Source organism: Burkholderia aenigmatica, assembly GCF_048627025.1.
Classification (GTDB): Bacteria; Pseudomonadota; Gammaproteobacteria; order Burkholderiales; family Burkholderiaceae; genus Burkholderia; species Burkholderia aenigmatica.
On record NZ_CP184470.1, the window covers coordinates 843,219 to 867,024 of the forward strand.

General features: G+C 66.8%; 20 protein-coding genes and 1 pseudogene. 18 read left to right on the top strand and 3 right to left on the bottom strand.

Going from position 1 to position 23,806, the window contains the following annotated elements; translation table 11 throughout:
* Window positions 1–51: 51 nt before the first annotated feature.
* The gene (locus tag ACN8ZM_RS36200) at window positions 52–954 is read right to left on the bottom strand and encodes a LysR family transcriptional regulator (RefSeq protein WP_043185820.1); all 903 of its coding nucleotides are present in this window, start codon (window positions 952–954) and stop codon (window positions 52–54) included.
* Window positions 955–1,188: 234 nt separating this feature from the next.
* On the opposite strand from ACN8ZM_RS36200, the gene ACN8ZM_RS36205 reads away from it, so the two are divergent.
* The 10 genes from ACN8ZM_RS36205 to ACN8ZM_RS36250 all read left to right on the top strand — a co-directional run bounded on the left by ACN8ZM_RS36205 (window position 1,189) and on the right by ACN8ZM_RS36250 (window position 11,617).
* Window positions 1,189–2,217: a D-alanine--D-alanine ligase family protein gene (locus ACN8ZM_RS36205; RefSeq protein ID WP_043185818.1), complete on the top strand. Its 1,029-nt coding sequence runs from the start codon at window positions 1,189–1,191 to the stop codon at window positions 2,215–2,217.
* Window positions 2,214–3,284, top strand: coding sequence for a D-cysteine desulfhydrase family protein (locus ACN8ZM_RS36210; protein WP_420212835.1), 1,071 nt, complete (start codon window positions 2,214–2,216; stop codon window positions 3,282–3,284). The genes ACN8ZM_RS36205 and ACN8ZM_RS36210 overlap by 4 nt, the downstream gene beginning before the upstream one ends.
* Before the next feature lie 75 nt (window positions 3,285–3,359).
* On the top strand, window positions 3,360–4,076 hold the full coding sequence (locus ACN8ZM_RS36215; RefSeq protein ID WP_420212836.1) for a FadR/GntR family transcriptional regulator: 717 nt from the start codon (window positions 3,360–3,362) through the stop codon (window positions 4,074–4,076).
* A gap of 513 nt (window positions 4,077–4,589) precedes the next feature.
* Window positions 4,590–5,513 (top strand): LysR family transcriptional regulator, encoded by a 924-nt coding sequence (locus ACN8ZM_RS36220; protein WP_420212837.1) that lies wholly within the window; start codon window positions 4,590–4,592, stop codon window positions 5,511–5,513.
* Window positions 5,514–5,613: 100 nt separating this feature from the next.
* On the top strand, window positions 5,614–7,713 hold the full coding sequence (locus ACN8ZM_RS36225; RefSeq protein WP_420212838.1) for an FUSC family protein: 2,100 nt from the start codon (window positions 5,614–5,616) through the stop codon (window positions 7,711–7,713).
* Complete coding sequence (locus ACN8ZM_RS36230; RefSeq protein ID WP_174957465.1) at window positions 7,703–7,897, top strand: DUF1656 domain-containing protein; 195 nt, start codon at window positions 7,703–7,705, stop codon at window positions 7,895–7,897. The genes ACN8ZM_RS36225 and ACN8ZM_RS36230 overlap by 11 nt, the downstream gene beginning before the upstream one ends.
* Before the next feature lie 23 nt (window positions 7,898–7,920).
* The gene (locus ACN8ZM_RS36235) at window positions 7,921–8,835 is read left to right on the top strand and encodes a biotin/lipoyl-binding protein (RefSeq protein WP_420212839.1); all 915 of its coding nucleotides are present in this window, start codon (window positions 7,921–7,923) and stop codon (window positions 8,833–8,835) included.
* Between the two features lie 11 nt (window positions 8,836–8,846).
* The gene (locus ACN8ZM_RS36240; protein ID WP_420212840.1) at window positions 8,847–10,322 is read left to right on the top strand and encodes an efflux transporter outer membrane subunit; all 1,476 of its coding nucleotides are present in this window, start codon (window positions 8,847–8,849) and stop codon (window positions 10,320–10,322) included.
* 58 nt (window positions 10,323–10,380) lie between these two features.
* Window positions 10,381–10,821 carry a hypothetical protein gene (locus ACN8ZM_RS36245; RefSeq protein WP_420212841.1) on the top strand — a complete coding sequence of 147 codons (441 nt, stop codon included), beginning with the start codon at window positions 10,381–10,383 and terminating at the stop codon, window positions 10,819–10,821.
* A gap of 52 nt (window positions 10,822–10,873) precedes the next feature.
* A complete protein-coding gene (locus ACN8ZM_RS36250) occupies window positions 10,874–11,617 on the top strand; it encodes a hypothetical protein (protein ID WP_420212842.1) in 744 nt (247 codons plus the stop codon).
* A gap of 245 nt (window positions 11,618–11,862) precedes the next feature.
* Here the strand turns inward: ACN8ZM_RS36250 and ACN8ZM_RS36255 are convergent, their stop codons facing one another.
* Both ACN8ZM_RS36255 and ACN8ZM_RS36260 read right to left on the bottom strand, forming a co-directional pair.
* Window positions 11,863–12,228: a DUF1493 family protein gene (locus ACN8ZM_RS36255; protein ID WP_420212843.1), complete on the bottom strand. Its 366-nt coding sequence runs from the start codon at window positions 12,226–12,228 to the stop codon at window positions 11,863–11,865.
* A 3-nt stretch (window positions 12,229–12,231) separates the two neighbouring features.
* Window positions 12,232–12,369: pseudogene (locus ACN8ZM_RS36260) on the bottom strand (STM2901 family protein); the annotation flags it as partial.
* 551 nt (window positions 12,370–12,920) lie between these two features.
* On the opposite strand from ACN8ZM_RS36260, the gene ACN8ZM_RS36265 reads away from it, so the two are divergent.
* The 8 genes from ACN8ZM_RS36265 to ACN8ZM_RS36300 all read left to right on the top strand — a co-directional run bounded on the left by ACN8ZM_RS36265 (window position 12,921) and on the right by ACN8ZM_RS36300 (window position 23,720).
* Window positions 12,921–14,060, top strand: coding sequence for an ATP-binding protein (locus ACN8ZM_RS36265; RefSeq protein WP_420212844.1), 1,140 nt, complete (start codon window positions 12,921–12,923; stop codon window positions 14,058–14,060).
* A 437-nt stretch (window positions 14,061–14,497) separates the two neighbouring features.
* Complete coding sequence (locus ACN8ZM_RS36270; RefSeq protein ID WP_043185788.1) at window positions 14,498–15,655, top strand: efflux RND transporter periplasmic adaptor subunit; 1,158 nt, start codon at window positions 14,498–14,500, stop codon at window positions 15,653–15,655.
* 20 nt (window positions 15,656–15,675) lie between these two features.
* A complete protein-coding gene (locus tag ACN8ZM_RS36275) occupies window positions 15,676–18,819 on the top strand; it encodes a multidrug efflux RND transporter permease subunit (protein ID WP_043185786.1) in 3,144 nt (1,047 codons plus the stop codon).
* A gap of 4 nt (window positions 18,820–18,823) precedes the next feature.
* Window positions 18,824–20,266 (top strand): efflux transporter outer membrane subunit, encoded by a 1,443-nt coding sequence (locus tag ACN8ZM_RS36280; RefSeq protein ID WP_089454247.1) that lies wholly within the window; start codon window positions 18,824–18,826, stop codon window positions 20,264–20,266.
* Window positions 20,267–20,379: 113 nt separating this feature from the next.
* Window positions 20,380–21,069 (top strand): response regulator, encoded by a 690-nt coding sequence (locus ACN8ZM_RS36285; RefSeq protein WP_043185970.1) that lies wholly within the window; start codon window positions 20,380–20,382, stop codon window positions 21,067–21,069.
* A 50-nt stretch (window positions 21,070–21,119) separates the two neighbouring features.
* Entirely contained in the window at window positions 21,120–21,326 is a 207-nt protein-coding gene (locus tag ACN8ZM_RS36290; RefSeq protein ID WP_420212845.1) for a hypothetical protein, read from the top strand.
* Between the two features lie 165 nt (window positions 21,327–21,491).
* Window positions 21,492–22,007, top strand: coding sequence for a DUF3331 domain-containing protein (locus ACN8ZM_RS36295; RefSeq protein ID WP_420212846.1), 516 nt, complete (start codon window positions 21,492–21,494; stop codon window positions 22,005–22,007).
* Window positions 22,008–22,145: 138 nt separating this feature from the next.
* The gene (locus tag ACN8ZM_RS36300) at window positions 22,146–23,720 is read left to right on the top strand and encodes a Na+/H+ antiporter (protein ID WP_420212847.1); all 1,575 of its coding nucleotides are present in this window, start codon (window positions 22,146–22,148) and stop codon (window positions 23,718–23,720) included.
* The last annotated feature ends 86 nt before the right edge of the window (window positions 23,721–23,806 follow it).

Sequence of the window (23,806 nt, forward strand, 5' to 3'; positions counted from 1 at the left end):
AGGTCCGTGGCTGCCCATAAGAGCGCTTAAGGGTTCCCGCCGCCGATTCAGCTAGCCGAGAACGCTCGAGACGGTTTCAACCACTTCCTTGAGAAATACCTTGATCATCGGGTGGTTACGCTCCCCGCGGCGATAGGCGACATAAATCTTGCGCCGCACCTCCGGTTTCAACTTGACCCACGCCACGCCGGCCGGTGCCCGCAGTACCCGGAGCCCGGGGGCAACCGACACCGAGCAGCCCGAGGCCACCATCGCTTCGACCATTTCGGATCCGCGACATTTCGCGTTGATACGAGGCTCGAAGCCGGCGCGGCGACATAAGTCGATGACGAAACCGCCGAAGGTACTCCACGTGGATTCCATCGCCCAGGTTTCGTGCCGAAGATCGGCAACACCCAGCGATGGCATCTTGCTCAACGGATGATCGGTCGCGACCGCCACGTAAAGGACGTCCTCCGCCAGCGGCACAACCTCGATGTTCTCCTGGTCATTGCCCGCTTTGATCGAAAGATCGTCAATCAGCGCGATGTCCGTTCGCCACGCCCGGAGTGCCGCGACCGCGTCAATCGGTTCCAGCTCTTCAAGCCCGATTTCCAGGCGAGGATACGCGGGCCGCAGCTTCTTGAGCACGTCAGGCAGGACAAGCGAAGCAATCGACGGAAACGCGGCAACGCGCAGTTCCCCCACCATCTCGCGCCGCAGCTCTGCCAATTCCGAGCGCGCCTCGTCCAGTACGACCATCACCCGTTCGGCGTGACCTGCCAATGCGTGCCCCGCCGGCGTGAGCCTGACGCCACGGCCGACGCGCTCCGTCAGTTTGACACCCGCCTCCTCCTCCAGCTGCGAGATCTGCTGTGAAACAGCCGATGGCGTCAGGTGCAACGCTTCAGCGGCGGCCGCCATCGTGCCATACCTTGCCAGCTCCAGAAGTGCCTTCAGTCGCCCGACTTCCAACGCGTACCTCCACCATGTGAATCGTTAAAAATGGCTAATGCATAACCACAAAAACGATAAGTATACGTGGATGAAATTGCTCCCTAAAGTAGCCAGCCACAGCAGAGAACGCGGGCATGCCGTCGCTGCACTTCGTGTCCGCAACCCATCGACTGGCAGAACCGTCGACCTCGATCGCTCAGGCCTGTCTGCTCTGGCTGTCGTCCCACCATTTTCCATCGCGTGAAGAAAACGATGCGTGATTCCACACTCAAGATCGCGGTACTTTTCGGCGGCGCCAGCGCAGAGCGCGACGTCTCCATTTCCAGCGCCACTCAAGTGATCAAGGCACTGCGTTGCGCCGGTCACAGCGTGGTGGCAATAGACACCGCTCGCGGCCCGCTCTCGCCAGAAGAAGATGCGCTTCTCTTGACCTCGCAGATAAAGGACGCACCGCCGCCGTCCGGCGCACCTGCGCAATCGCCCTCAGCTGTCTTCGACCTGCTCCGCTATCGCGAGCTGACCGAAGCCGATGTCGCATTTCTCGCGCTGCACGGCGGCGCCGGCGAGGACGGCACCATTCAGGCGATGCTCGACCTGGCGGGCGTGCCTTATACGGGCAGCGGACACATGGGTAGTGCAATTGCCATGAACAAGAACATGACAAAGCAGCTGTTCTCCTCCGGCGGCATCCGCACGCCGCGCTGGTTGATGCTGCCGTGCGACTTCGATGACATACCCCGGCGCGTCGGCTTTCCGCTCATCGTCAAGCCGAATCGGCAGGGTTCGACTGTGGGCCTGTCGCTGGTGCACGCTCCCGACGAACTGGAAAACGCCGTGCGCCTCGCTCGGCAGTTCGACACGCAGGTGATGGTGGAGCAGTACATCGCCGGCCGAGAGCTGACTGTCGGCGTGCTGGGCGCGCAGGCACTGAGCGTGGGTGAAATCGTCATCGAGCCGGGGACGATTTTCGATTACCGGTCGAAGTACCAGGCGGGACATGTGCATGAGCAATTTCCGGCCACCTTGCCAGCGGCCACGCTCGAAGCGGCGCAACGGATCGCGTTGCGCGCTCACGCGCTACTGGAACTCGACGGCTACAGCCGCACGGACCTCATGCTGGATGCGCAGGGCATGCTCTGGTGTCTCGAAGTGAACACGCTGCCGGGCATGACCGCCACGAGCCTGCTCCCGCAGTCCGCGGCCGCATCCGGTATTGCGTTTTCGCAGCTCTGCGAGCAGATCTGTCTCGCGGGCATCAATCGCGATCGGGCACTCGCATGACATTCAACGCGCCAACCTCTTTCGCTCGCCATGCGCGAGCGACCCTCCAGGGATTGTTCGGCTTCGACTCGATCCGGGTACCGCGCTACCCTCTGCTCGACGGCGCAACGCCGATTCACCCCCTGCCGCGCCTGAGCGCCTATCTTGGCGGTGCGACCATTCATGTGAAGCGGGAAGATATAGCCGGCGTGGGCGGCGGCGGCAACAAATTGCGGAAACTGGAACTTCTGATCGGAGAGGCATTGCAGTCAGGCGCCGAAACAGTCATCACGGTTGGCGCCAGGCAATCGAATCACGCACGGCTGACCGCGGCTGCGGCAGCCCGCGCGGGGATGCGATGCGAGGTGGTTCTCACACGCTCCGTGCCGCGCGACGACGCCGATTACGTTGAAAGCGGCAACATCCTGCTCGACAGCCTGTTCAACGCACGCGTGCACGATTTGCCTGCTTCGGCCGATGCGATGGCGTACGCCATCGCCCGTGCAGACGAACTGCGTGCGTCAGGGCAGCGTGTCTATATCTGCCCGTTCGGTGGATCGAGTCCGGTTGGCTGCCTCGCCTACGCTGCGTGCGCAGCCGAAATCGTCCAGCAGTCCCGGGCGCAAGGTAACCACTTCGATCGCATCATCGTGCCCAACGGAAGTGGAGGCACGCATGCCGGGCTGGTTGCCGGCTTTGCAGCACTCGGGGCCGGGACGATCGAAGTCGACGGCTACACCGTCTATGCCCCCGCCGCAGAAGCGCATCGCGCCACGCTCGACAAGGCGCAGCAGACGGCCCGCATCCTCAATCGCGATACGGAAATCTCGCCCGAGGCCGTTCGCGTCGACGCCTCGCAACTCGGCCCCGGCTACGGTATCCCCACGGACGCCATGCGCCAGGCTGTCCGGCTGCTGGCCTCAAAAGAAGGACTCTTGCTCGATCCTGTCTATAGCGGAAAGGCGTTTGCGGGGCTCATCGAAGGGGTTACATCAGGTCGTTACGCACCCGACCAAAACATTCTCTTCGTCATGACCGGGGGATTACCGGGTTTATTCGCCTACCGGCACGAGTTTCAGACGGCGTGAGATCGCGCGGGAATGAACGAATGACCGGATGATAGGATGGCGGCACTCTTCGATTCCAAGCGACACATAACACGCATGTCCATCCTGCCCCCGGCCACCCGACACTCGCTCGTTGAATCGGCAATCGAAATCCTCAAATCCAATATCACTTCCGGCATCTGGCAGGTCGGTCAGCGCATTCCGACCGAGCTCGATCTCGCGAAACAGCTCGAAGTCGGACGCAACACGGTACGCGAGGCCGTTCGCACGCTCGCGTATTCCGGCGTGCTCGACGTGCGCCAGGGCGACGGCACCTATGTGCGGCGCAATGTCGATCCCGCCGACACGATGCGCAACGTCGATCGCGCCGCGCGCGGCGACCATCTCGAGCTGCAATGCATGCTCGAAACGGAGTGCGCGCGCTACGCGGCACGCCGGCGCACCGACGCGGATCTCGCGACGCTGCACAAGCTGCTGAAGGCGCGCGGCGAGCGCGAAGCGTCGCGCGACGTGAAGAAGTTCGTCGAGCGCGACCGCGCGTTTCACATCGCCGTGGCCGCCGCATCGCACAATCACGCGCTCGAAGCGCTGTATCGCTACTTTTCGGGCTCGATCCTCGCGAATATCGAGGACGTCCTCGTCGAACTCGACAAGGCCGCGATTCCCGAGCCGGACCTGCGGGCACACCAGGCATTGCTCGACGCGATCGAGCAGCGCGACGAGAACAAGGCGGTTCGCGCAACCCTTGCGATCCTCAAGCCGCAAATGACCTGGCTCGAGACGCACGAGCCCCACGAGACGCCCGCCGACTGACGGGCCCGCCCCGCGCGACGCGGCGACGGCCGCGATCACGTCGCTCCGCCTGTCCGGCGCGAACCGATCCCGGCGCGCCCGCTTGCGGGTGAAACTCCCCCGGACAACCGGGCAACACTTGCGGCCGGCCTTGCATCATGTAAGATTCGAATGATCCAATCATCCTATGATTGGATCATTCGCACCGGCACATTGCGAATTTCCCTGTTTCCCCGCTGGGGGAAGGCATTCGACGCGGCACCGCTTCCCTTTTGCTGACAACGGCGGCACATCGATGCACGAGATTTCCATGAAGTCCGGCATGCCTCGCCTGCCCGGCGGTCGACCACCACGGGCAGGCGCCGAAGCCCGGCGTGTTTGCCACCATCCGATGCCGGCACCGGGCAATGGCACCACCGATGCGTGCGTCACGCGTGATGCCACGCGCAATCGTTGCGTACGCTGCAGTCACGCTACGCGCGCACATCCCGCACGACCATTGCACGGCGTGCACGCGATGAAACGGAGAAGCCGATGGCACCCGACCTGAACCTGCTGATTGCGCTCGACGCACTGCTCGAAGAAGGCAGCGTCGTCGGCGCCGCACGCCGCATGAACCTCAGCCCGCCCGCGATGAGCCGCACGCTCGCGCGCATCCGCGAAACGGTCGGCGACCCGATCTTCGTGCAGGCCGGCCGCAAGATGGTGCCGACACCGCGCGCGCTCGAACTGCGCGGTGTTGTCCGCGACACCGTGGAGCGCGCGTCGCAATTGCTCGCCCCGTCCACGGAAACCGATCTCGGCACGCTCGACAAGCAGTTCAACGTGCGTGCGAACGACATCTTCGTCGGCCTGCACAGCAGCGGCCTGCTCGACGAGATGGCGCGCCGGATGCCGCGCGCGATGCTGCGCCTCATGCCCGAGGAAGACGACATCGACGACGACGCATTGCGCAGCGGCCGCATCGACCTGTTCATCAGCGCGTCGCGCCGCCTCGGGCCGGAGATTCGCGTGCAGCCGCTGTTCACGACGACCTTCGTCGGACTCGCGCGCCACGACCACCCGATCTTCGACGACGACATCACGCCCGAGCAGTTCGCGCGCTGGCCGCATATCGGCGTATCGCGGCGCGGCAAGTCGGCGGGGCCGATCGACGACGCGCTCGCCGCGCGCGGGCTCGCGCGGCACGTGCTGCTCGTCGTGCCGACACCGTATGCGGCGATCTTCGCACTGCAGGCGTCGGACCTGATCCTGCCGCTGCCCGAGCATCTCGCGCGCGGCGCGGTGCAGGCCGGGCTCGGCGTGCGCACGTTCGAACTGCCGGTGCCGCTCGAAACCGTGCTGATCACGCAGGCGTGGCATCCGCGCTTCCAGAGCGACCCCGCGCACCAGTGGCTGCGGCGCGTCGTGCGCGGGCTGTGCACCGGCCAGCCAGCACTGCATCCGGCGCACGCATGACGCATGCGTCGCACGCACTCGTCGAGTGCAAAGACGTCACTGTTCCGCATCCATGGCTCGACCGTAGACTGGCTTCGTCCTTTCTCACGGAGCGAGCGCAGTGCATGACGCAGCAGATCAGACGCGCGCCGTCGCGCCGCCCAGCCGCCTGAACCGCGCGGCCGCGGCGTTGATCGCGCGCATCGACATTTTTACGCCGCGTGGCGCGTATGTCGTGCGCTCGGTCATCGCCGCCGCGCTCGCGCTCGGCGTCGCGTACCTGCTCGCACTGGAAACACCGTACTCGGCGGCGTCGACGGTGCTGCTCGTGATCAACCCCGTCCAGGGCGCCGTGATCGGCAAGGGCGTGTGGCGCGTGGTCGGCACGATCGCCGGGATGGTCGTCGCGTTCGTGCTGATGGGCTGCTTCGCGCAGCAGCCGCTGCTGTTCATCCTCGGCTTCGCGTTCTGGCTCGGCGTCTGCGTCGCGGGCATGACGCTGCTGCGGCACTTCCGCGCGTCGGGCACCGTGGTGGCCGGCTACACGATCGGCCTCGCGACCTACGGCGCGATGCAGCATCCCGAGCTGACCTTCGAGCACGTGATCGGGCGCGGCTCGACGGTCGTGATCGGCGTGCTGTGCCTGAGCCTCGTGTCGATGCTGCTCGGCACGCGCGACGTGCGCGCGAAACTGGAAGCGCTGGTGACGCGCGTCACGGCCGACGTAGCGCGAGTCATCGCCGCGCAACGCAAAGGCCTCGCGGCGGCGCCCGCCGACGCCAAGCGGCACGCGCTGTTCGCCGGCATCTACGGCATCGACGATCTGCTCGCGCTCGGCAAGGCCGAATCGGAAGATCTCGCGCAACGCGCGGCCGCCGTGCGGCACGGCATGGCGTCGCTGTTCGGCGCACTCGCGGGCGGCATGCCGCCACTGCCGCCCGACAGTCCCGGCGCGCGCGCGGTCGCGGCGCTGCAGCCGCGTCTCGCGGCTGCGTGGCAGGCCGCCGCCGACGCCTTGGGCGACGGCCCCGGCGGTGCGGCGCGCGCGCTTGCATTGCTGGCCGATGCGCGCGAACGCCTGCGCGACGCCCTCGAAGGCATCACGCTCGGCAATCCGCGCGTCGAGGCGGCGTTGCTGATCGCCGGCGAGCGGTTGATCGAACAGATCGACGACTACCGTGCGGCGCTGAACGGGCTCGTCGAACTGCAGCGCCCGCGGCCGGGCCATCGGCCCGCACGGGTGCACTTTCACCGCGACACGGGCGCGGCCCTGCGCAACGGCGTGCGCTCGGCCTGCGCGATCGTGATCGCCGGTGCATTCTGGCTCGTGACCGGCTGGAACCAGGGCGACATGATGCTGCTCGTCGTCGCACCGTACTGCGCGCTGCTCGCGACCGCCGGCAACCCGGCCGCTGCCGCACAGGCGCTCATCAAGGGCACGGTCGTGGCCGTACCGGCGGCGTTCGTGTGCGCGTTCGGCATCCTGCCGCGCATCGAAGGTTTTCCCTTGCTCGTCGTCGCGCTCGCGCTGTTCTGGATGCCGGGCATCTACGCGACGAGCGTGCCGAAGACCGCGCTCGCCGGGCTTGCCTATCTCGTCGCGTTCAACACGCTGACCGGCGCGACCAATCCGTTCCGCCCCGACGTCGCGCTGTTCCTCAACCAGTCGGTCGCGTGGGTACTCGCCACCGTCCTCACTCGGCTCACGTTCCAGTTGATCCTGCCGCGCAACCTGGCCACCGACGCCACGCGGCTGCGCCGCACGATCCGCGACGACACGCTCGCGCTCGTGGCCGGCAGGCGCGTCACGGCGGCGGACTGGCAGCAGCGCCAGCAGCACCGCATCGCGCAGCTCGGCGCGCTGCTCGCCGGCCAGCCGGCCGCGATGACACAGGCAAGTATCGAGGCACTTGCGGCGCTGCACGTCGGCAAGGAACTACTGCGGATCCGCCGCGGCGCCGCGCGCGACGACCTGCCCGATACCGCGCAACGGTGCGTGCGCGCCGGGCTTGCCGGCCTTGCGCGGCACACGGCCGCCCCCGCGCGCGCGGCCCGGCATGCCCGGCGCGCCGCGCACGCCCTCGCCGGCCTCGCCGCGTCGCAACCGGGCAATACCGAACTGAAGTGGCTGATGGCCGCGTTCGCCGACGTCTACGTGCTGCTGCACACGTACGCCGCCTATTTCACCACCGTTCCGGAGCGCGCCCGCGATGCTCAGTGAATTCCCGCTGGCCGGCATCTACCTGCCGCCGTTCTTCGTCTATGCGTGCGCGACCGTGCCGCTCTACATGGCCGTGCGCGCGCTGCTCGCCCGGCTCGGCGTGCTGCGCCGCGTATGGCATCCGGCGTTGTTCGAGTTCGCGATTTCGCTCGTGCTGGTCGCCACGCTGATCCTCACCTTCTAGCCTTCGTCGGAACGTATCGCGTCATGTCGCTCAAACCCCTCACCCGCTCCCTGCTGACACTCGCCACGGTGGCCGTCGCGATCATGCTGGTCGCCGCACTCTGGCATGCGTACGTCCTCGCGCCGTGGACGCGCGACGCGCGCGTGAGCGCGCACGTCGTGCGGATCGCGCCCGAAGTGTCGGGCACCGTCGTCGAAGTCGCGGTGATCGACAACCAGCGCGTCGCGAAAGGCGACGTGCTGTACCGGATCGATCCGCAGCGCTTCGCGCTGGCGGTGGAGCAGGCGGAAGCGCAGGTCGCCGCGACCGCCGAGACGATGCGCCAGAAGCGCGACGAAGCGCAGCGGCGAACCGGCCTCGACGATCTCGTGCCGCGCGAGGACATCCAGCGCTCGGGCCGCGCGGTGGCGATCGCGCAGGCCGAGCACCGCAAGGCGCTGGCCGCGCTCGACGTCGCGAAGCTCGACCTCGAACGCACGACGCTGCGCTCGCCGGTCGACGGCTACGTGACGCAGTTGCGCCTGCGTCACGGCGACTACGCGGTCGAGGGCAAGCCCGGCATCTCGGTGCTCGACGCGCACAGCTTCTGGATCACCGGCTATTTCGAGGAAACCAAGCTGCGCCGCATCGCGACGGACGCACCCGCGACGATCCGGCTGATGGGCTTCGATCCGCTGTTGAGCGGGCACGTGACGAGCATCGGCCGCGGCATCGCGGACGAGAACGGCACGCTCGACGAGCTCGGCCTGCCGGCTGTCAACCCGACCTTCAGCTGGGTACGGCTCGCGCAGCGCATTCCGGTGCGCATCGAAATCGACCGGGTGCCGGCCGGCGTCCTGCTGGCGGCAGGCATGACCTGCAGCGTCGAAGTCGGCGAACGCGGACGCGAGCGCACGCCGCGCGGCCGGCTCGCGTCGTGGCTGCACGCATGGATGTGAAGGAGGCGACGATGCGATACCCGTTCCCGCCTTTGCGCGCGACGCGCTACGTGCGCGCCTTCGCCACCGCCTGCACGTGCGCGCTGGCCGCGTGCACGACGGTCGGCCCCGATTACGTGGCGCCGCAGCCCGCGCATCCGCCCGGCTGGATCGCGCCGCGCGACACGGTGCCGGCCGACCCCGCGCAGTTGCAGGACTGGTGGCGCGCGTTCGGCGATGCGCAGCTCGATGCGCTGGTCGTTCAGGCGATCGCGCACAACCAGGATCTCGCAATCGCGCGCCAGCGGTTGCTGCAGGCGCGCGCCGAGCGCGACCGGATCGCGAGTCGCCTAGGCCCGACCGTCACCGCGGGCGGTAACGCCGATGCGCTGCGCTCGTCGCGGGCGCTCGACTGGCCGCCCGGCATCGGCCAGTCGCGCACCTACCGGCTCGGTTTCGATGCGTCATGGGAGCTCGACCTGTTCGGCGGCACGCGACGCGAGGTCGAATCGGCCGACGCGCAGATCGACGCGCTCGACGACGATCGCCACGCGATCCTCGTGAGCCTGCTCGCCGAGCTCGCGTCGGATTACGCGGCGCTGCGCGCGACCCAGGAGCGGCTGCGGATCGCGACGGACAACGTCGCGAGCCTTGACGCCACGCGGCGGCTGACCGAGCAGTCGAACCGGCGCGGCCTCGGCACGTCGTTCGCGGTCGCACAGGCGCGTGCCGAGCTGCAGCTCGCACAGGCGACCCTGCCGCCGCTGCAACGGGACGTCGCGCAGCTCGCACACGCGATCGGCGTGCTCGTCGGCGGTTTTCCGGAAACGCTGCGCGACGCGCTGAGCGCGCCCGGCGCGACGCTGCCGGTCGCGCCCGCGCTGCCCGTCACGCTGCCGTCGGACGTGATCCGCGAACGCCCCGACATTCGCGCCGCCGAACGGCGGCTTGCCGCGGCGACCGCGCAGATCGGCGTCGCGCGCGCCGAGCAGTTTCCGCATTTCGCGATTCCGCTGAGCCTCGGCACGACGGCGAGCCTCGTGCAGGACCTGTTCACGGGTGCGAGCGTCGCCTGGTCGGTCGCGCTCGACGGTACGCAGACGCTGTACGACGGCGGCCGCGCGAAAGCCGGCGTCGACGCCGCGCGCGCGGCGGCCGAGGCTGCACGGCTGGCCTACGAGCAGCGCATCCGCAGCGCGTTTCGCGATGTCGAGGACGCGCTGGTGGCGATCGGCGCCGCACGCGACCGGCAGGCCATGCTCGCGGCAGCCGTCGACAGCAGCCAGGATGCGCAATCGCGTGCGACGCGGCTGTACCGCAACGGTCTCGGCGAATACCTGTCGGTGCTCACTGCGCAGCGCGCAACCTACCGCGCACGCGATGCGCTCGCGCTCAGCCGGCTCGCGCAGGTGCAAGGCGCGATCGCGCTCTACAAGTCGCTCGGCGTCGGCTGGCGCGACGCGCCGCCGGTCGCGCAGGCCAGCGCAACGCCAGCGAACGCACCCTGAACACCGCCGCACGATCGCCCCGACGCTTCGGCGTCGCTCATCCTCCGGAGAACCCTCGATGCCCGCTCTCGATCCGAATGATTTCACGCTGCACGACATCCATCTCTTTCCGGTCTGCGTGTTTTGCGCCGAACACGCGACACCGGGCTACGCGCCCGACTGGGAACGCGAGATCGACGCGCTGATGCGCCACGGCGAGCCATTCGTCATCGTCTACATCGAGCTCGATACCGACGAGAGCCACGACGACCGCAAGCATCGTGCGGTCTGGCTCAAGCAGAACAAGGACGCGCTGGGCGCCGTCTGCAAGGCGCTCGTCAGCGTCGAACCCGATCCCGACCGGCGCGCCGAAGTGGCCGCGCAGGGCGAAACCGCCGTCAAGGCATTCGGGATTCCGCATCATGCGGTGGCGTCGTTCGAACAGGCCCTGTCGCTCACGGCTCGGCTCACGCGGCAGCATTCGGGGAACGACGCACGGCAGGTCGGACAACAGGCATGACGGGGCCCCTGCGCTACGCCGCGCTGCATTCGCCACCGGCACGAGGGCCGGCATGCGCTATCCCGCCCTGACGATCGCGGGCTCGCACACGCTTGCGTCATGTCCGTCGCGGCCCCCCGATGCAGGCGAGGTCCTGTTGTGGCGACTGCGCGGCGAATGGCAGCTCGTCACCAGCGAGCAAGGGCATCTCAGCCTGTCGAAGACCGAACTGCGGCGGGTCAGGACGCATCCCAATCGCGCGCATGCCCGCCGCTTTGCAATCGGCCGATCGGCGCTGCGCGCGATCCTGGGGACGCTGGCCGGCCGCGCGGCCGACGAACTGACGCTGATCGACCGCGATGCCGACCATATCGCGATCGCGGGCTGCGACCGGCTGGACGGGCTCGATGTCGTGGTCGGCCATGCCGGGATCTGGATCGTCATCGCGATCGCGCGTGGCCCGATCGGACTGGGCATCGCGCAGACCAGCACGCTCGCCGATCCGGTATCGCGCGACCAGCTTCGGCTGGACAGCCTCTCGAATGCGTGCGGGCGCGGACACGGCGCCACGCTCGCATCGTTGGCGCCGCTCGAGGGGTCGTTCCGCGAAGTCGATACGCCGCATGCGGGCAACTGGCGCCTGCTCGATCTCCCGCTCTCCGGCCTGGCCTGCACGGCAACCGTTGCCGCGCGCCAGATGGACCGGATCCACGCGGTCGGCTGGCGCGGCGAGCGGAATGACTGGCTGGCCGATCGCGATCGGCAACTGCGGGCGGAGAAGGTGCGCGGGGCGGCACTCATCGTCGAAGCCGGATAGGCCGACGCCGCCCCCCTCGCATCGCGTGCTTGCGCTATGACCGCCGTCGGCATCGCCGATGGGAGCCGTTCATGGGAGCGCGTGAAGGTTGCCTGTTATGGGAGCGGGAGGTTTCAACGCCAGGCGGCGGCGCGGCTGAAGCCACGCGCGACAAACAGGAAGGAGGAAAAAACCGGCATGGCGTCGTCATATGTCCGCCAGTGAAAAGGGCCCGTCGATGTATCGACCGGCCCTGCCAAATGCGATCACGGCCCCGTAGCGGTTTCGATCGCGTCCGTGTCCCACTTCCCGCGTCGCGTTGCCTCGGCCAGCATCCCCAGGGTCAGCGGCCGCCGCTCCGGGCGACGGAGGCGCTTCACGAACAGCCCGACGAACGACGACACCAATTCCTGGCCTTCGGGGCCGACATAGCGCCGGTACGGGAACCCTTGGGCCTCGACGCCGAATGTCTCCGCCCACTTGTCGATGAACGCCACGGCGTCGAGGCCCGTGACGCCAAGATCCTGCTCGAGCCGGGACGCTGGCCGCAGGTTCAGTTTGCCACCGAGTAGCGGCCGACCGAGTTCCTCGCGTGTGAAGGCTTCCAGGCGTTCCCAGATATCGTCGTTCATGGTTCAGCGCACCCGGTCTTCGGGCATTCCAATTCGGTTGTAGGTCGACGCGGTGTTACGCATGACCAGGAAAGCGTCGCGAGCCGGGAGCACCTCGCCCACGACAGGAATCGCCCGGCCGCCCCAAGCACCGCGACGGCGGGCACCGCATACGCCCCTCTCTCGACGCGTGCCCCGCACGACGCCCCCACTGTCGCACACCTTCTGATGCACACCGAACCATCGTGTCATCGGGCAGCGCATTTCGTGCGATACCATGGGGACTCGATGGAGTGACTGGCAGGATCCAAAGCGGACATCATGACTCAAGAATCCACACCGCCCCGTGCAAGTCGAGCTGTTCGGCCGCAGTCTCTGTCGGTCGGGCGCGATCCGGTTGATACAAGCCCGGCCATTATGGACCTCCAGCGACGACGTGGTGCCTCCGGCACAGCTGCCATCGAGCACCGCAATGCGCCGAGGCCCGCCGCGCGTCCCCCTATCGGCCACGCGTCATCGGCAGCCGCGGCGTCGAGAATCGTCCAGCCACGCGCCCCTGCGGGGATCGTCCGGCTCGACACACTCTTCCCGGCCGCCCCCGATCGGAACACCCCTTACCGGCCCCGGCTACACGTCGCGCTCAAGGCCACGCCGATCAAGACAGGCCGAATTCCCGTCGCGAATCGACGCAACGCCACGCTTGGGAGCACGAAATGAAGCTCGGAGGGCTGGGCCGCAAGATTGCGGTGTCGATGGCGGAGCTGGCGCTCGGCATCATGCTGGTCGTCGTGCTGATGGTCTATGGGTTCTACTACGTGATGCTCCGGAACTGGAGCGAGGTGTGTTACCAGTCGAGCTGGTTTCCGTCGAACACCGAGTGGGTATGGCTGAGCGCCACGCTCCTGATCGGCCTGATCATCGCGATTATCGTGTCGACCCGGCTCGCACATCGGATCCTGGTGCCGCTCAACTCCGTCGCGGACAGCATTCGCCGCGTCGCCAAGGGCGACCTGACCGCGCGCGCCGTCGCCGGCGATCGATCGATTCGCGAAGCCGCGCTGATCGCGGACGACTTCAATGCGCTCGCGGCCCAGCTGCAGCGCATGACGGACGAACAGGCGTTCTGGAATGCCGCGATCGCGCATGAGCTGCGTACGCCGGTCACGGTCCTGCGCGGACGGTTGCAGGGGCTGGCGGAAGGCGTCTTCCAGCCGGGCGAGGCGCTGTTCCGAAGCCTGTTGATCCAGGCGGAAGGGCTGACACGCCTGATCGAGGATCTCCGGGTGATCAGCCTCGCGGAAAGCGGGCATCTGAGCGTCAGCATCCAGGCGACCGATCTGGCGGCGCACGTCAAGGCGGTCGTCGAGATGTTCGAGGATTCGCTGGCCGCTGCCGGTCAGCACATGGTGCTCGATCTCGATACGCGCCCCGTCCATTGCGACCCGTTCCGTGTGCGCCAGGCGCTGCTCGCGCTGCTGGAGAATGCGCGGCGCTATGCGGTACCCGGCGCGATACGCATTCGCACGCGCGTCGAAAACGGCGCGTGTCATTTGCAGGTCGAAGACGAGGGGCCGGGCATCCCCACCGATTGCGCAGCCCGCATCTTCGATGCATTCCGGCGCGTGGACGATACGCATTCCAACCAGAAAGGCGGCAGCGGCCTGGGGCTGGCCGTGGTCGCGGCCATTGCGCAGGCTCACGACGGAGAGGCATCGTGCCGCCCGACAACGGGCGGTGGTACCGTGTTCCAGTTGCGCTGGCCCGACAGCCCCGCCTCGCCGCGCATCGCGACACCGAACCGGAAGGACATAACGCCCGCCCCGTCACGCACCGTCGATACCGATCCGCGCTGAACCGCCCGGCAAGCGGCCGACGCGCCCCGTGCGCCGGCCAGCCGCCCCGCATCGTCGCGCACACGCCCGCCACCACTGAACGGGAAGTGCGGGCGCCCCGATCGACGCGCCCGCCGTCTACGCCGAAGCGATCCTTGCGATAACGGCACCCGGAATGCAAGGCCGGCGATGCGGATGGCTTGCACGGCCACCGCCATTTCATCAGATGATTGCGGTGTTCCGACATTCCGTCGCCGCGCATCCCGCGTCCGGATACCGGCCACATCGCCCCGGAGCCCGCCATCTTCAGGCTCCGCCCGCCTCCGGATCGCCCTGCCGCGATTCTTTCGCCCCCTCCATCAAACCTCCATCTTTCCGCACAAAAAACTCCATCGGGCGCACGCACACTTCGATCCGAAAATGCGGGCCACTGGGTGCCTGCGTCCCATGGAGTCCACATGAAAAATCAGAAACGAGCCTGCTACGGCGCCGTGTGCGCGCTGGTGGCGGCGATGCTGGCGGGCTGCGGGCCCTCCGAACAGCAGGCCGCCGCACCGGCCACCCCGGTCGCCGCGATGACGCTGGCCGGCGCGCCCCTCGACCTGACCGAAGACCTGCCGGGCCGCGTCGCGGCCGTCCGGATCGCCGAGATCCGGCCGCAGGTCAGCGGCATCGTGCAGCGACGGCTGTTCGAGCAGGGCACGGAAGTACGTGCCGGCCAGCCGCTGTTCCAGATCAACCCGGCGCCGTTCAAGGCCGACATGGACACGGCCGCGGCGGCCCTGCAGCGCGCGGAAGCCGCACTCGCACGCGCCAAGGTGCAGACCACCCGGCTCAAGCCGCTGGTCGAGGCCGACGCGATCAGCCGTCAGGTCTATGACGACTCGGTGTCGCAACGCGACCAGGCCGCCGCCGACGTCGCGCAGGCACGCGCGACGCTCGCACGCCGCCAGCTCGACCTGAAGTTCGCGACCGTCGAGGCACCGATCACCGGCCGCATCGACCAGGCCCTCGTGACCGAGGGCGCGCTGGTCGCGAGCAGCGACAGCCAGCCGATGGCACGCATCCAGCAGATCGACCAGGTCTACGTGGACGTGCGCCAGCCGGCCGCGTCGCTCGAATCGCTGCGCGGCGCACTCGCTGCCCAGCCGGACACCGCGGGCAACGGGCTGCCGGTCGACGTGCTGCGCGACGACGACTCGCGCTACGACGTGAAGGGCCGCATGCTGTTCTCGGGCGTCAACGTCGATCCGGGCACCGGCGACGTGCTGCTGCGCGTGCTGGTCGACAACCCGAAGCGCGAGCTGCTGCCGGGCATGTACGTGCGCGCCCGTATCCCGCGCGGGCACTTCGAGAACGCGCTGACCGTGCCGCAACAGGCAATCGTCCGCGCGGGCGGCAAGCCGCAGGTCTGGGTGCTCGACGCGAAGAGCCAGGCGCACCTGAAGGCCATCGAAGTGGGCGAGCTGACGAACCGCAGCTATCGCATCAAGTCGGGTCTGCAGGCGGGCCAGAAGGTCGTCGTCGAAGGCATGGAGCGCCTGAGCGACGGCGCGACCGTGACGGCGACCGCATGGAAGGCGCCTGAAGCGGTCAAGACCGCTTCGTCGCACTGAGTCACGGGGAGCATTCAGTCATGTCCCAATTCTTCATCCGGCGCCCGGTCTTCGCGTGGGTGATCGCCCTCTTCATCATTCTGCTGGGCCTGATCGCCATCCCCGAACTGCCGGTTGCGCGCTATCCGTCGGTCGCACCGCCGACCGTCACCATTACCGCCACCTACCCGGGCGCCACGCCGCAGACGATGACCGACAGCGTGCTGAGCCTCATCGAGCGCGAGCTGTCCGGCGTCCGGAACCTGCTGTACTTCGAATCGGCGTCGGATACGTCCGGTCAGGCGAAGATCACCGCGACCTTCAAGCCCGGCACCGATTCGGCGATGGCGCAGGTCGAAGTGCAGAACAAGCTCAAGTCGGTCGAGCCGCGCCTGCCGCCCGTCGTGCGTCAAAACGGCGTGATCGTCGAGTCTGCCGCCACGGGCTTCCTGTTGTTCGTCGGCCTCAAGTCGGACAGCGGCCGCTATGACGAAAACGCGCTGGCCGACTACATGGCGCGCAACGTCGTCGAGGACCTGCGACGTGTCGAAGGCGTCGGCAAGGTACAACTGTTCGGTTCCGAACAGGCGATGCGCATCTGGGTCGATCCGCAGAAGCTGATCACCTACGGCCTGTCGATGAACGACCTGACGACGGCCGTCAGCCAGCAGAACGTACAGATCGCCCCGGGCAGCCTCGGTGCGGCGCCCGCCCTGCCGGGCCAGCGCGTCACCGTGCCGCTCACCGCGCAAGGCCAGCTCACGTCGCCCGAGCAGTTCGCGAAGATCGTGCTGCGCGCGAACGCGAACGGCTCGAAGGTCGTGCTCGGCGATGTCGCACGGGTCGAACTCGGCCCGCAGTCGTTCACCTTCGTCAACAGCGAGAACGGCAAACCCGCCACCTTCGCCGGCGTGCAGCTGGCGCCGGGCGCCAATGCGGTGAAGACCGCCGACGCCGTGCGCGAGCAAATGGACATGATCGCCAAGACGATGCCGGCCGGCATGAGCTACTCGATCCCGTTCGATACCGCGCCGTTCGTGAAGATCTCGATCGAGAAGGTGATTCACACGCTGATCGAAGCGATGGTGCTCGTGTTCCTGGTGATGTACCTGTTCCTGCAGAACGTGCGCTACACGCTGATCCCGGCGATCGTCGCGCCGGTGGCGATGCTCGGCACCTTCACGGTCATGCTGATGACAGGCTTCTCGATCAACGTGCTGACGATGTTCGGCATGGTGCTCGCGATCGGCATCATCGTCGACGATGCGATCGTCGTCGTGGAGAACGTCGAACGCCTGATGGTGGAAGAAGGCCTGTCGCCGAAGGACGCGACGATCAAGGCCATGAAGGAAATCACCGGTGCAATCATCGGCATCACGCTGGTGCTGACGGCCGTGTTCCTGCCGATGGCGATGTCGAGCGGTTCGGTCGGCGTGATCTATCAGCAGTTCACGATGTCGATGGCCGTGTCGATCATGTTCTCGGCCCTGCTCGCGCTGACGCTGACGCCGGCCCTGTGCGCGACGATGCTCAAGCCGGTCGAGCATGGCCACCACGAGAAGCGCGGCTTCTTCGGCTGGTTCAACCGCCGCTTCGATCGCATGACGAACTGGTATGAAACGCGCGTCGGCAAGCTGGTCGGCCGCACGGGCCGCGTGATGCTGCTGTTCGTCGCGATTTCCACCGCGCTGGTGTTCGGCTTCCGCATGCTGCCGTCGTCGTTCCTGCCCGAGGAAGACCAGGGCTACTTCATGACCGGCTTCCTGCTCCCGTCGGATTCGACCGTCGAGCGCACGGGCGACGTCGTCAAGACCCTCGAGAAGCATCTCGCATCGCGTCCGGGCATCGAGTCGAGCATCTCCATCATCGGCTACGGCTTCTCCGGCCTCGGCTCCAACGCCGCACTGAACTACGCGGTGCTCAAGGACTGGGACAAGCGCGAAGGGGCATCCGCGATGGACGAAGCGATGCGCGCACAAGCCGCGATGGGCGGCGTGACGGAAGGCACGGTCATGAGCCTGTTGCCGCCGGCGATCGACGGGCTGGGTACCAGCTCGGGCTTCACGATGCGCCTGCAGGATCGCGCGAACCAGGGCAACGCAGCACTCAAGGCGGCTGAAGCCAAGCTGCTCGAACTGGCTGCGCAAAGCAAGGTGGTGACCGGCGTCTATCCGGACAGCCTGCCGGCCGGCACGAGCGTGAAGCTGGACATCGACCGCGAGAAGGCCGAAGCGCTCGGCGTGTCGTTCACGACCATCAGCGACACGCTGTCGGCCGCGATGGGTTCGACCTACGTGAACGACTTCCCGAACGCGGGCCGCATGCAGCAGGTGATCATCCAGGCCGATGCGCCGGCACGCATGCAGATCGACAACGTGATGAAGCTCTACGTGCGCAACGCGACCGGCGGCATGGTGCCGCTGTCCGAAGTGGTGCGTCCGGTCTGGTCGGAAACCCCGCTCCAGCTGGTGCGCTTCCAGGGTTATCCGTCCGCGCGTATCTCCGGCGGCTCGGCCCCCGGCTACTCCAGCGGCGCGGCAATGGTCGAGATGGAGCGTCTGGCTGCGCAGTTGCCGCCGGGCTTTACGGTGGCGTGGACCGGCCAGTCGCTGCAGGAGCGTGAGTCGGCTTCGCAGGCGCCGATGCTGATGGCGCTGTCGATGGTCGTCGTGTTCCTGGTGCTCGCGGCGCTCTACGAGAGCTGGGCGATTCCGCTGTCGGTGATGCTGGTGGTGCCGCTCGGCCTGATCGGCGCACTCGGCGCGGTGATGTTGCGCGGGATGCCGAACGACGTGTTCTTCAAGGTCGGGATGATTACCGTGATCGGCCTGTCGGCGAAGAACGCGATCCTGATCGTGGAGGTCGCGAAGCAGTTGCGCGAGGAAGGCATGGGGCTGATCGAGTCGGCCGTGCAGGCATCCAAGCTGCGTCTGCGCCCGATCCTGATGACCTCGCTCGCGTTCGGCCTCGGCGTGGTGCCGCTGATGATCGCGACCGGCGCGAGCGCCGAAACGCAGCACGCGATCGGTACCGGCGTGTTCGGCGGCATGGTGACCGCCACCGTGCTGGCCATTTTCTTCGTTCCGGTTTTCTACGTGTTCGTGATGAGCATCCAGGAACGCATCTCGGCATGGCGCGCATCCGGCAAGAAGCCCGCCACCGTGACCCACGAACATGAAGGTTGATGCCATGCGATCACTCATTCTTTCCGCTGCGGTTTCCGCCGCGCTCGCGCTGTCAGCGTGCTCGATGGCGCCGAAGCTGGTCAAGCCCGAGATGCCGGTGCCGACCGCCTATACGACCGCTGCCGCGGCCGACCAGCACGCGAACGCGGCCGATCTCGGCTGGCGCACGATGTTCGGCGACCGTCGCCTGCAGCGCCTGATCGAGCTCGCGCTCGAGAACAACCGCGACCTGCGCCTGGCCGCGCTGAACGTCCAGGCCGCCGAAGCGCAGTACGGCATCCAGCGTTCCGCGCGCCTGCCGTCGATCGGCGCCGGCGCAAGCTTCACGCGCCAGCGCACGGCCGCCGACTCGCAATCGAACCCGCCGCTGCTCGAAAACACGCAGAACCAGTACGGCGTGAACGTCGGCCTCAGCGCGTTCGAGATCGACCTGTTCGGCCGCGTGAAGTCGCTGTCCGATGCGGCGTTCGCACGCTACCTCGCGACCGACCACGGTCGCCGCGCGGTGCAGATCGCGCTCGTCGGCTCCGTGGCCAACGCGTATTTCGCCGAGCGCCTCGCGCAGGAACAACGCGCGCTGTCCGAGCGCACGCTGAACGACTGGCGCCAGTCGCTCGATCTCGCGCGCCGGCTCAAGCTCGCGGATCAGGCCAGCGGCGTGGACATCGCACAGGCCGAAGGCCAGGTCGCGAGCGCCAGCGCCGATCTCGAAGCGCGTTCGCGCGCCGTCGAGCAGGCCAACAACGCGCTGCGGCTGCTGGTCGGCACCGACCTGCCGAAGAACCTGCCCGACCCGCTGTCGCTGGAACGCCAGCCGGTGATGACGAAACTGCCGGCCGGCCTGCCGTCGGAATTGCTGTACCGCCGGCCGGACATCCAGCAGGCCGAGCAGAATCTCGTCGCCGCGAATGCCGATATCGGCGCGGCGCGCGCGGCGTTCTTCCCGCGCCTGTCGCTGACCTCGTCGATCGGCTTCCTCAGCCCGGGGCTGGGCAGCCTGTTCGACGGTGGCCAGCGCGTGTGGAGCTTCGCGCCACAGGTCACGTTGCCGATCTTCCAGGGCGGCCGGCTGCGTTCCGAGCTGAATCTCGCGGAAGTGCGCAAGTCCAGCGCGGTCGTCGAGTATGAACGCTCGATCCAGACCGCGTTCCGCGAAGTGGCCGACGGCCTCGCCGGGCGCGAGACCTTCAGCCGCCAGATCGACGCGCAGACGAAGGTCGTCAAGAGCGCCGAGCGCCGTACCGATCTCGTGAACCTGCGCTATCGCGCCGGCATCGAGGATCGGCTGGAACTGCTCGACTCGCAGCGACAGCTGTACGCCGCGCGCCAGGCCTTGCTGGACCTGCGCAACGCCGAACTGGGCAACGCGGTCGCGCTCTACAAGGCGCTCGGTGGCGGCCTGACCGACACCGACGTTCCCCCCGCCAACAACGTGGCAAACAACTGAGCAATGGGCCGTCGCCGATCCGTTCGCGACGACTGAAAGCACGGTGAAGTCCGGCGGCGCACGTGCCGCGCCGCCGGCCCGCCTACCGGTCACGCTCACTTCCAGTGAACCCGATGAACCCTCTGATACTCATTGCCGAAGACGATCCGGAGATCGCCGAAATACTCGACGCCTACCTCGCTCACGACGGCTTTCGCACCTACCGCGTCGGTCACGGCCAGGCCGTGCTCGACGTGCAGCCCGTGCTGAAGCCCGACCTGATCCTGCTCGACGTCAGGATGCCGCAGAAGGACGGCTGGGAAGTCCTGGTCGAACTGCGTCGCCGGGTCGACACGCCGATCGTCATCATCACGGCGCTCGACCGCGAAATCGATCGTCTGCAGGGGCTGCGTTTCGGCGCGGACGACTACATCACGAAGCCGTTCAATCCGGCCGAGGTGGTCGCGCGCATCCGGGCGATCCTGCGTCGCGTCGAAACGGCCGCGTCCGGACGTTTCATCAAGGTCGGCAACCTCGAAATCGACACGCAAAGCTATCTGACCACGGTCCGAACGGGCGCCGGGGAAACCAGCGTCGCGCTGACGCTGACCGAATTCCGGCTGCTCGCCCACCTGGCCGGCTCGCCGAACCGCGTGTTCACGCGCAGCGAACTGATCGACGCCTGCCTCGCCGACATCGATGCACTGGAGCGTACCGTCGACAGTCATATCAGCCGGCTGCGCAAGAAGCTCGAATGCGCCGGCGCGTCCGGGATGCCGGAGGTGATGCGCGGCGTCGGCTACCGGCTGCGCAGCACCCAGTGAATGCGCGTCATGGATCACGGCGGCACGTGGCGCGGATCGTCGGACTCCTCATGGTCGCTGTCGTGCTGACGATCGCGACCGGATGGTTCGTCGTCTACGGCCTCATCCTGGCCGTTTCACCTCCTGCGACCGGCAACCCGATCGCGGCTGTGATCCACGAGACGCCGAGCTATCTGATGCTCGCCGCCGTACTGCTGGCCGCGCTGGCCGCAACGGTCGTCGACCTCGTCAGGCTGACGCGCCGGACGGGCTTGTAGCAACAGGCCGACGCGCATTGCGCGCCTGCGGCCACGCTTCGATTCATCTGTTTCTGAATCGGGCTGTTTCTTGAATCAAGATAAAAACTGGATTTTCGATTCAATTATCGGAAAAACTTCTTTTCCAGAGATCTGATCAACTGCATGCGCGCAGTGAGGTGAGAAATGAGAAATCAGGAAAATGTCTCGTCGTCAATCGATGGCGATTCTCGCGAACTGGAAAGAAGCGATGATTCATCGACTGGCTGCGTAAAGTTGATTTCGATCGACGAAATCGAACCGGAGAAACGCTGGCGCCACATGATGCATTCACTCATCGACGCATGCAGCGACGGCGCGCGAATCCACCGGCAGCGCAACGATTACGCGGTCGATTCACGCAGAAAAATGGCTTCGGCCGATCGATCGAGGTACAGCGCAACGATCGATATTCTTGATCAACCGACGTCCAGCACGGTAGTGCTTTCGTGGCGGGATTCAACGGGCGGACATTATGGCTATCAAAATTGGCATAAAGGATATGCCCGACGGCCAGGGGTATGCGCGATGAGTGGAATGCCCATTATTCCGGGCGACGAGATTTTTCGGCCGAGTGTGCGAAACGGCCGACCGACGAACTGGTCCGCGATGATTCTCGCGATTCACATCTCCTGCATTGATTTCTCTCAGATCACGAAATAGAAGGGGCTCCCTTCAAACGCCCGGCCGGACGCTGAAGCGGCCTGGCTCCTGGAATCCAGGCCCCTCATTGCGCCTTCCGTCCGGCTGAAGCGTTCATGGGCAGTTCACCTTCGAAGCTCTGACAACGAAACCATCACCATGGCTACTTTCGAATTGATGATCGCGCTGCTACTGGCGATCCTTGTCTTGCACTATGTCGGGCATAGGCTCGGGCTTCCCCCCGCCGTCGCACTGATCATCGGTGGCGGTCTGATCGCCTTTCTGCCCGGCCTGCCCGAGGTGCATGTCGATCCAGAACTGGTGCTGGTGATTTTTCTGCCACCTTTGCTGATGGACAGCGCCCTTGGCATTTCACTCGACCATCTGCGCCGGCACATGCTGGGCGTCGGGGCGCTGGCGATTGGTGCGGTGCTCTTCACCACCGTCGTCGTGGCGCTCGTCACCCACTGGCTGGTGCCCGCCTTGCCCTGGGCAGCGTGCGCGGCCTTGGGCGCACTGGTCGCGCCGCCGGATGCGGTGTCGGCCCGCGCCGCGCTGCAGCAAGTGAAGCTGCCGCGCCGCCTCCTGATCCTCCTGGAGGGGGAAAGCCTGTTCAACGATGCGACGGGCCTCGTGCTGTTTCGCTTTGCGGTGGCAGCGGGCGTGACGGGCCTGTTCAGTCCGGCCGAAGCCCTTGGCAGCTTCGCGCTGCTGGCAGTGGGGGGCGTGCTGATCGGCGCCGTGATCGGTGGCGCCTGGGTGATCCTGGCACGCCATTTCGACGAAGATAGCCTGGTCATCGTCGCCGGCCCGCTATGTGCGTGGGGCTCCTATCTTCTGGCCGAACGCTTCCACGTCTCGGGGGTGATCGCCACCGTAACGACGGGCCTCATCTGTGCCTGGTTCCAGCATCGCGTGCTCAGCGCGTCGGCGCGCCTGTACGGCACGGGCTTCTGGACCGTCACGATCTTCATTCTCGAGGCCTTCGTGTTCCTGATCATCGGATCCTCGCTGCATGAGTTGATCCAGCGCGGCGACGGGCTCGACACGATGCTCGCGGAGATGGGCGTACCTGTGCTGATCGTCGTGCTTTCCGTCATCCTCGCGCGGTTTGCGTGGGTGTATGTGTCGGACAGCGTGCTCATCCTGTTACGGAAGTTTCGCGTGACCCGCTTCCATCCGCTCGGGCTGGCCGATGCCACGGTATTGAGCTGGGCCGGCATGCGAGGGGTGATCACCCTGGCGCTCGCCGCCAGCCTGCCGGACAGTTTTCCGGGGCGCGATTTCATTCTTGTCACCGCCATTGCCGTCATCCTCGCCACCGTGCTGGTGCAGGGACAGACACTCGGCGCCGTGATCCGCTGGACGGGGCTCGTGGCGCCGGAAAGCGACAAGCCTCGCCTGAGCATGAGCGAGGCGGAGGCCGTGATTGCCAAGGTGCGGTATGAATTGATGGCAAAACTGGCATACAACGAGGCAGGCGAACTCGTTCACCCGATGCTCCTGGACATTCACAAGCACAAGGCCGAGGACATGGCCCGCTACGCGCGGCACGCCGACGAATACAAGCCCCACCTCGATGCACGCTCGGATGCCGTGCTGAAATCGGTCGCGGCCGGACGGACCGAACTCATGCGCCTCTACCGCGCCGGCGACATCGACGAGCACACGCTGCACGAACTGACGCGCGACCTCGATCTCGAGGAGCTCAGCGTCATTTCCGCCAACGCGTGACGGGATGGCCATCGATGGGGACGCAACGCATTCAAGCACTGCGTCGCTATCAGCATGCTGGCGAAGAACGTCCGCGGTCTGCAAGC

Excerpts from the sequence above, each read along its gene's own strand:
- ACN8ZM_RS36205 (WP_043185818.1), top strand. The coding sequence starts at position 1,189 with ATGCGTGATTCCACACTCAAGATCGCGGTACTTTTCGGCGGCGCCAGC.
- ACN8ZM_RS36210 (WP_420212835.1), top strand. The coding sequence starts at position 2,214 with ATGACATTCAACGCGCCAACCTCTTTCGCTCGCCATGCGCGAGCGACC.
- ACN8ZM_RS36215 (WP_420212836.1), top strand. The coding sequence starts at position 3,360 with ATGTCCATCCTGCCCCCGGCCACCCGACACTCGCTCGTTGAATCGGCA.
- ACN8ZM_RS36220 (WP_420212837.1), top strand. The coding sequence starts at position 4,590 with ATGGCACCCGACCTGAACCTGCTGATTGCGCTCGACGCACTGCTCGAA.
- ACN8ZM_RS36230 (WP_174957465.1), top strand. The coding sequence starts at position 7,703 with ATGCTCAGTGAATTCCCGCTGGCCGGCATCTACCTGCCGCCGTTCTTC.
- ACN8ZM_RS36235 (WP_420212839.1), top strand. The coding sequence starts at position 7,921 with ATGTCGCTCAAACCCCTCACCCGCTCCCTGCTGACACTCGCCACGGTG.
- ACN8ZM_RS36240 (WP_420212840.1), top strand. The coding sequence starts at position 8,847 with ATGCGATACCCGTTCCCGCCTTTGCGCGCGACGCGCTACGTGCGCGCC.
- ACN8ZM_RS36245 (WP_420212841.1), top strand. The coding sequence starts at position 10,381 with ATGCCCGCTCTCGATCCGAATGATTTCACGCTGCACGACATCCATCTC.
- ACN8ZM_RS36250 (WP_420212842.1), top strand. The coding sequence starts at position 10,874 with ATGCGCTATCCCGCCCTGACGATCGCGGGCTCGCACACGCTTGCGTCA.
- ACN8ZM_RS36255 (WP_420212843.1), bottom strand. The coding sequence starts at position 12,228 with ATGAACGACGATATCTGGGAACGCCTGGAAGCCTTCACACGCGAGGAA.
- ACN8ZM_RS36265 (WP_420212844.1), top strand. The coding sequence starts at position 12,921 with ATGAAGCTCGGAGGGCTGGGCCGCAAGATTGCGGTGTCGATGGCGGAG.
- ACN8ZM_RS36270 (WP_043185788.1), top strand. The coding sequence starts at position 14,498 with ATGAAAAATCAGAAACGAGCCTGCTACGGCGCCGTGTGCGCGCTGGTG.
- ACN8ZM_RS36275 (WP_043185786.1), top strand. The coding sequence starts at position 15,676 with ATGTCCCAATTCTTCATCCGGCGCCCGGTCTTCGCGTGGGTGATCGCC.
- ACN8ZM_RS36280 (WP_089454247.1), top strand. The coding sequence starts at position 18,824 with ATGCGATCACTCATTCTTTCCGCTGCGGTTTCCGCCGCGCTCGCGCTG.
- ACN8ZM_RS36285 (WP_043185970.1), top strand. The coding sequence starts at position 20,380 with ATGAACCCTCTGATACTCATTGCCGAAGACGATCCGGAGATCGCCGAA.
- ACN8ZM_RS36290 (WP_420212845.1), top strand. The coding sequence starts at position 21,120 with ATGGTCGCTGTCGTGCTGACGATCGCGACCGGATGGTTCGTCGTCTAC.
- ACN8ZM_RS36295 (WP_420212846.1), top strand. The coding sequence starts at position 21,492 with ATGAGAAATCAGGAAAATGTCTCGTCGTCAATCGATGGCGATTCTCGC.
- ACN8ZM_RS36300 (WP_420212847.1), top strand. The coding sequence starts at position 22,146 with ATGGCTACTTTCGAATTGATGATCGCGCTGCTACTGGCGATCCTTGTC.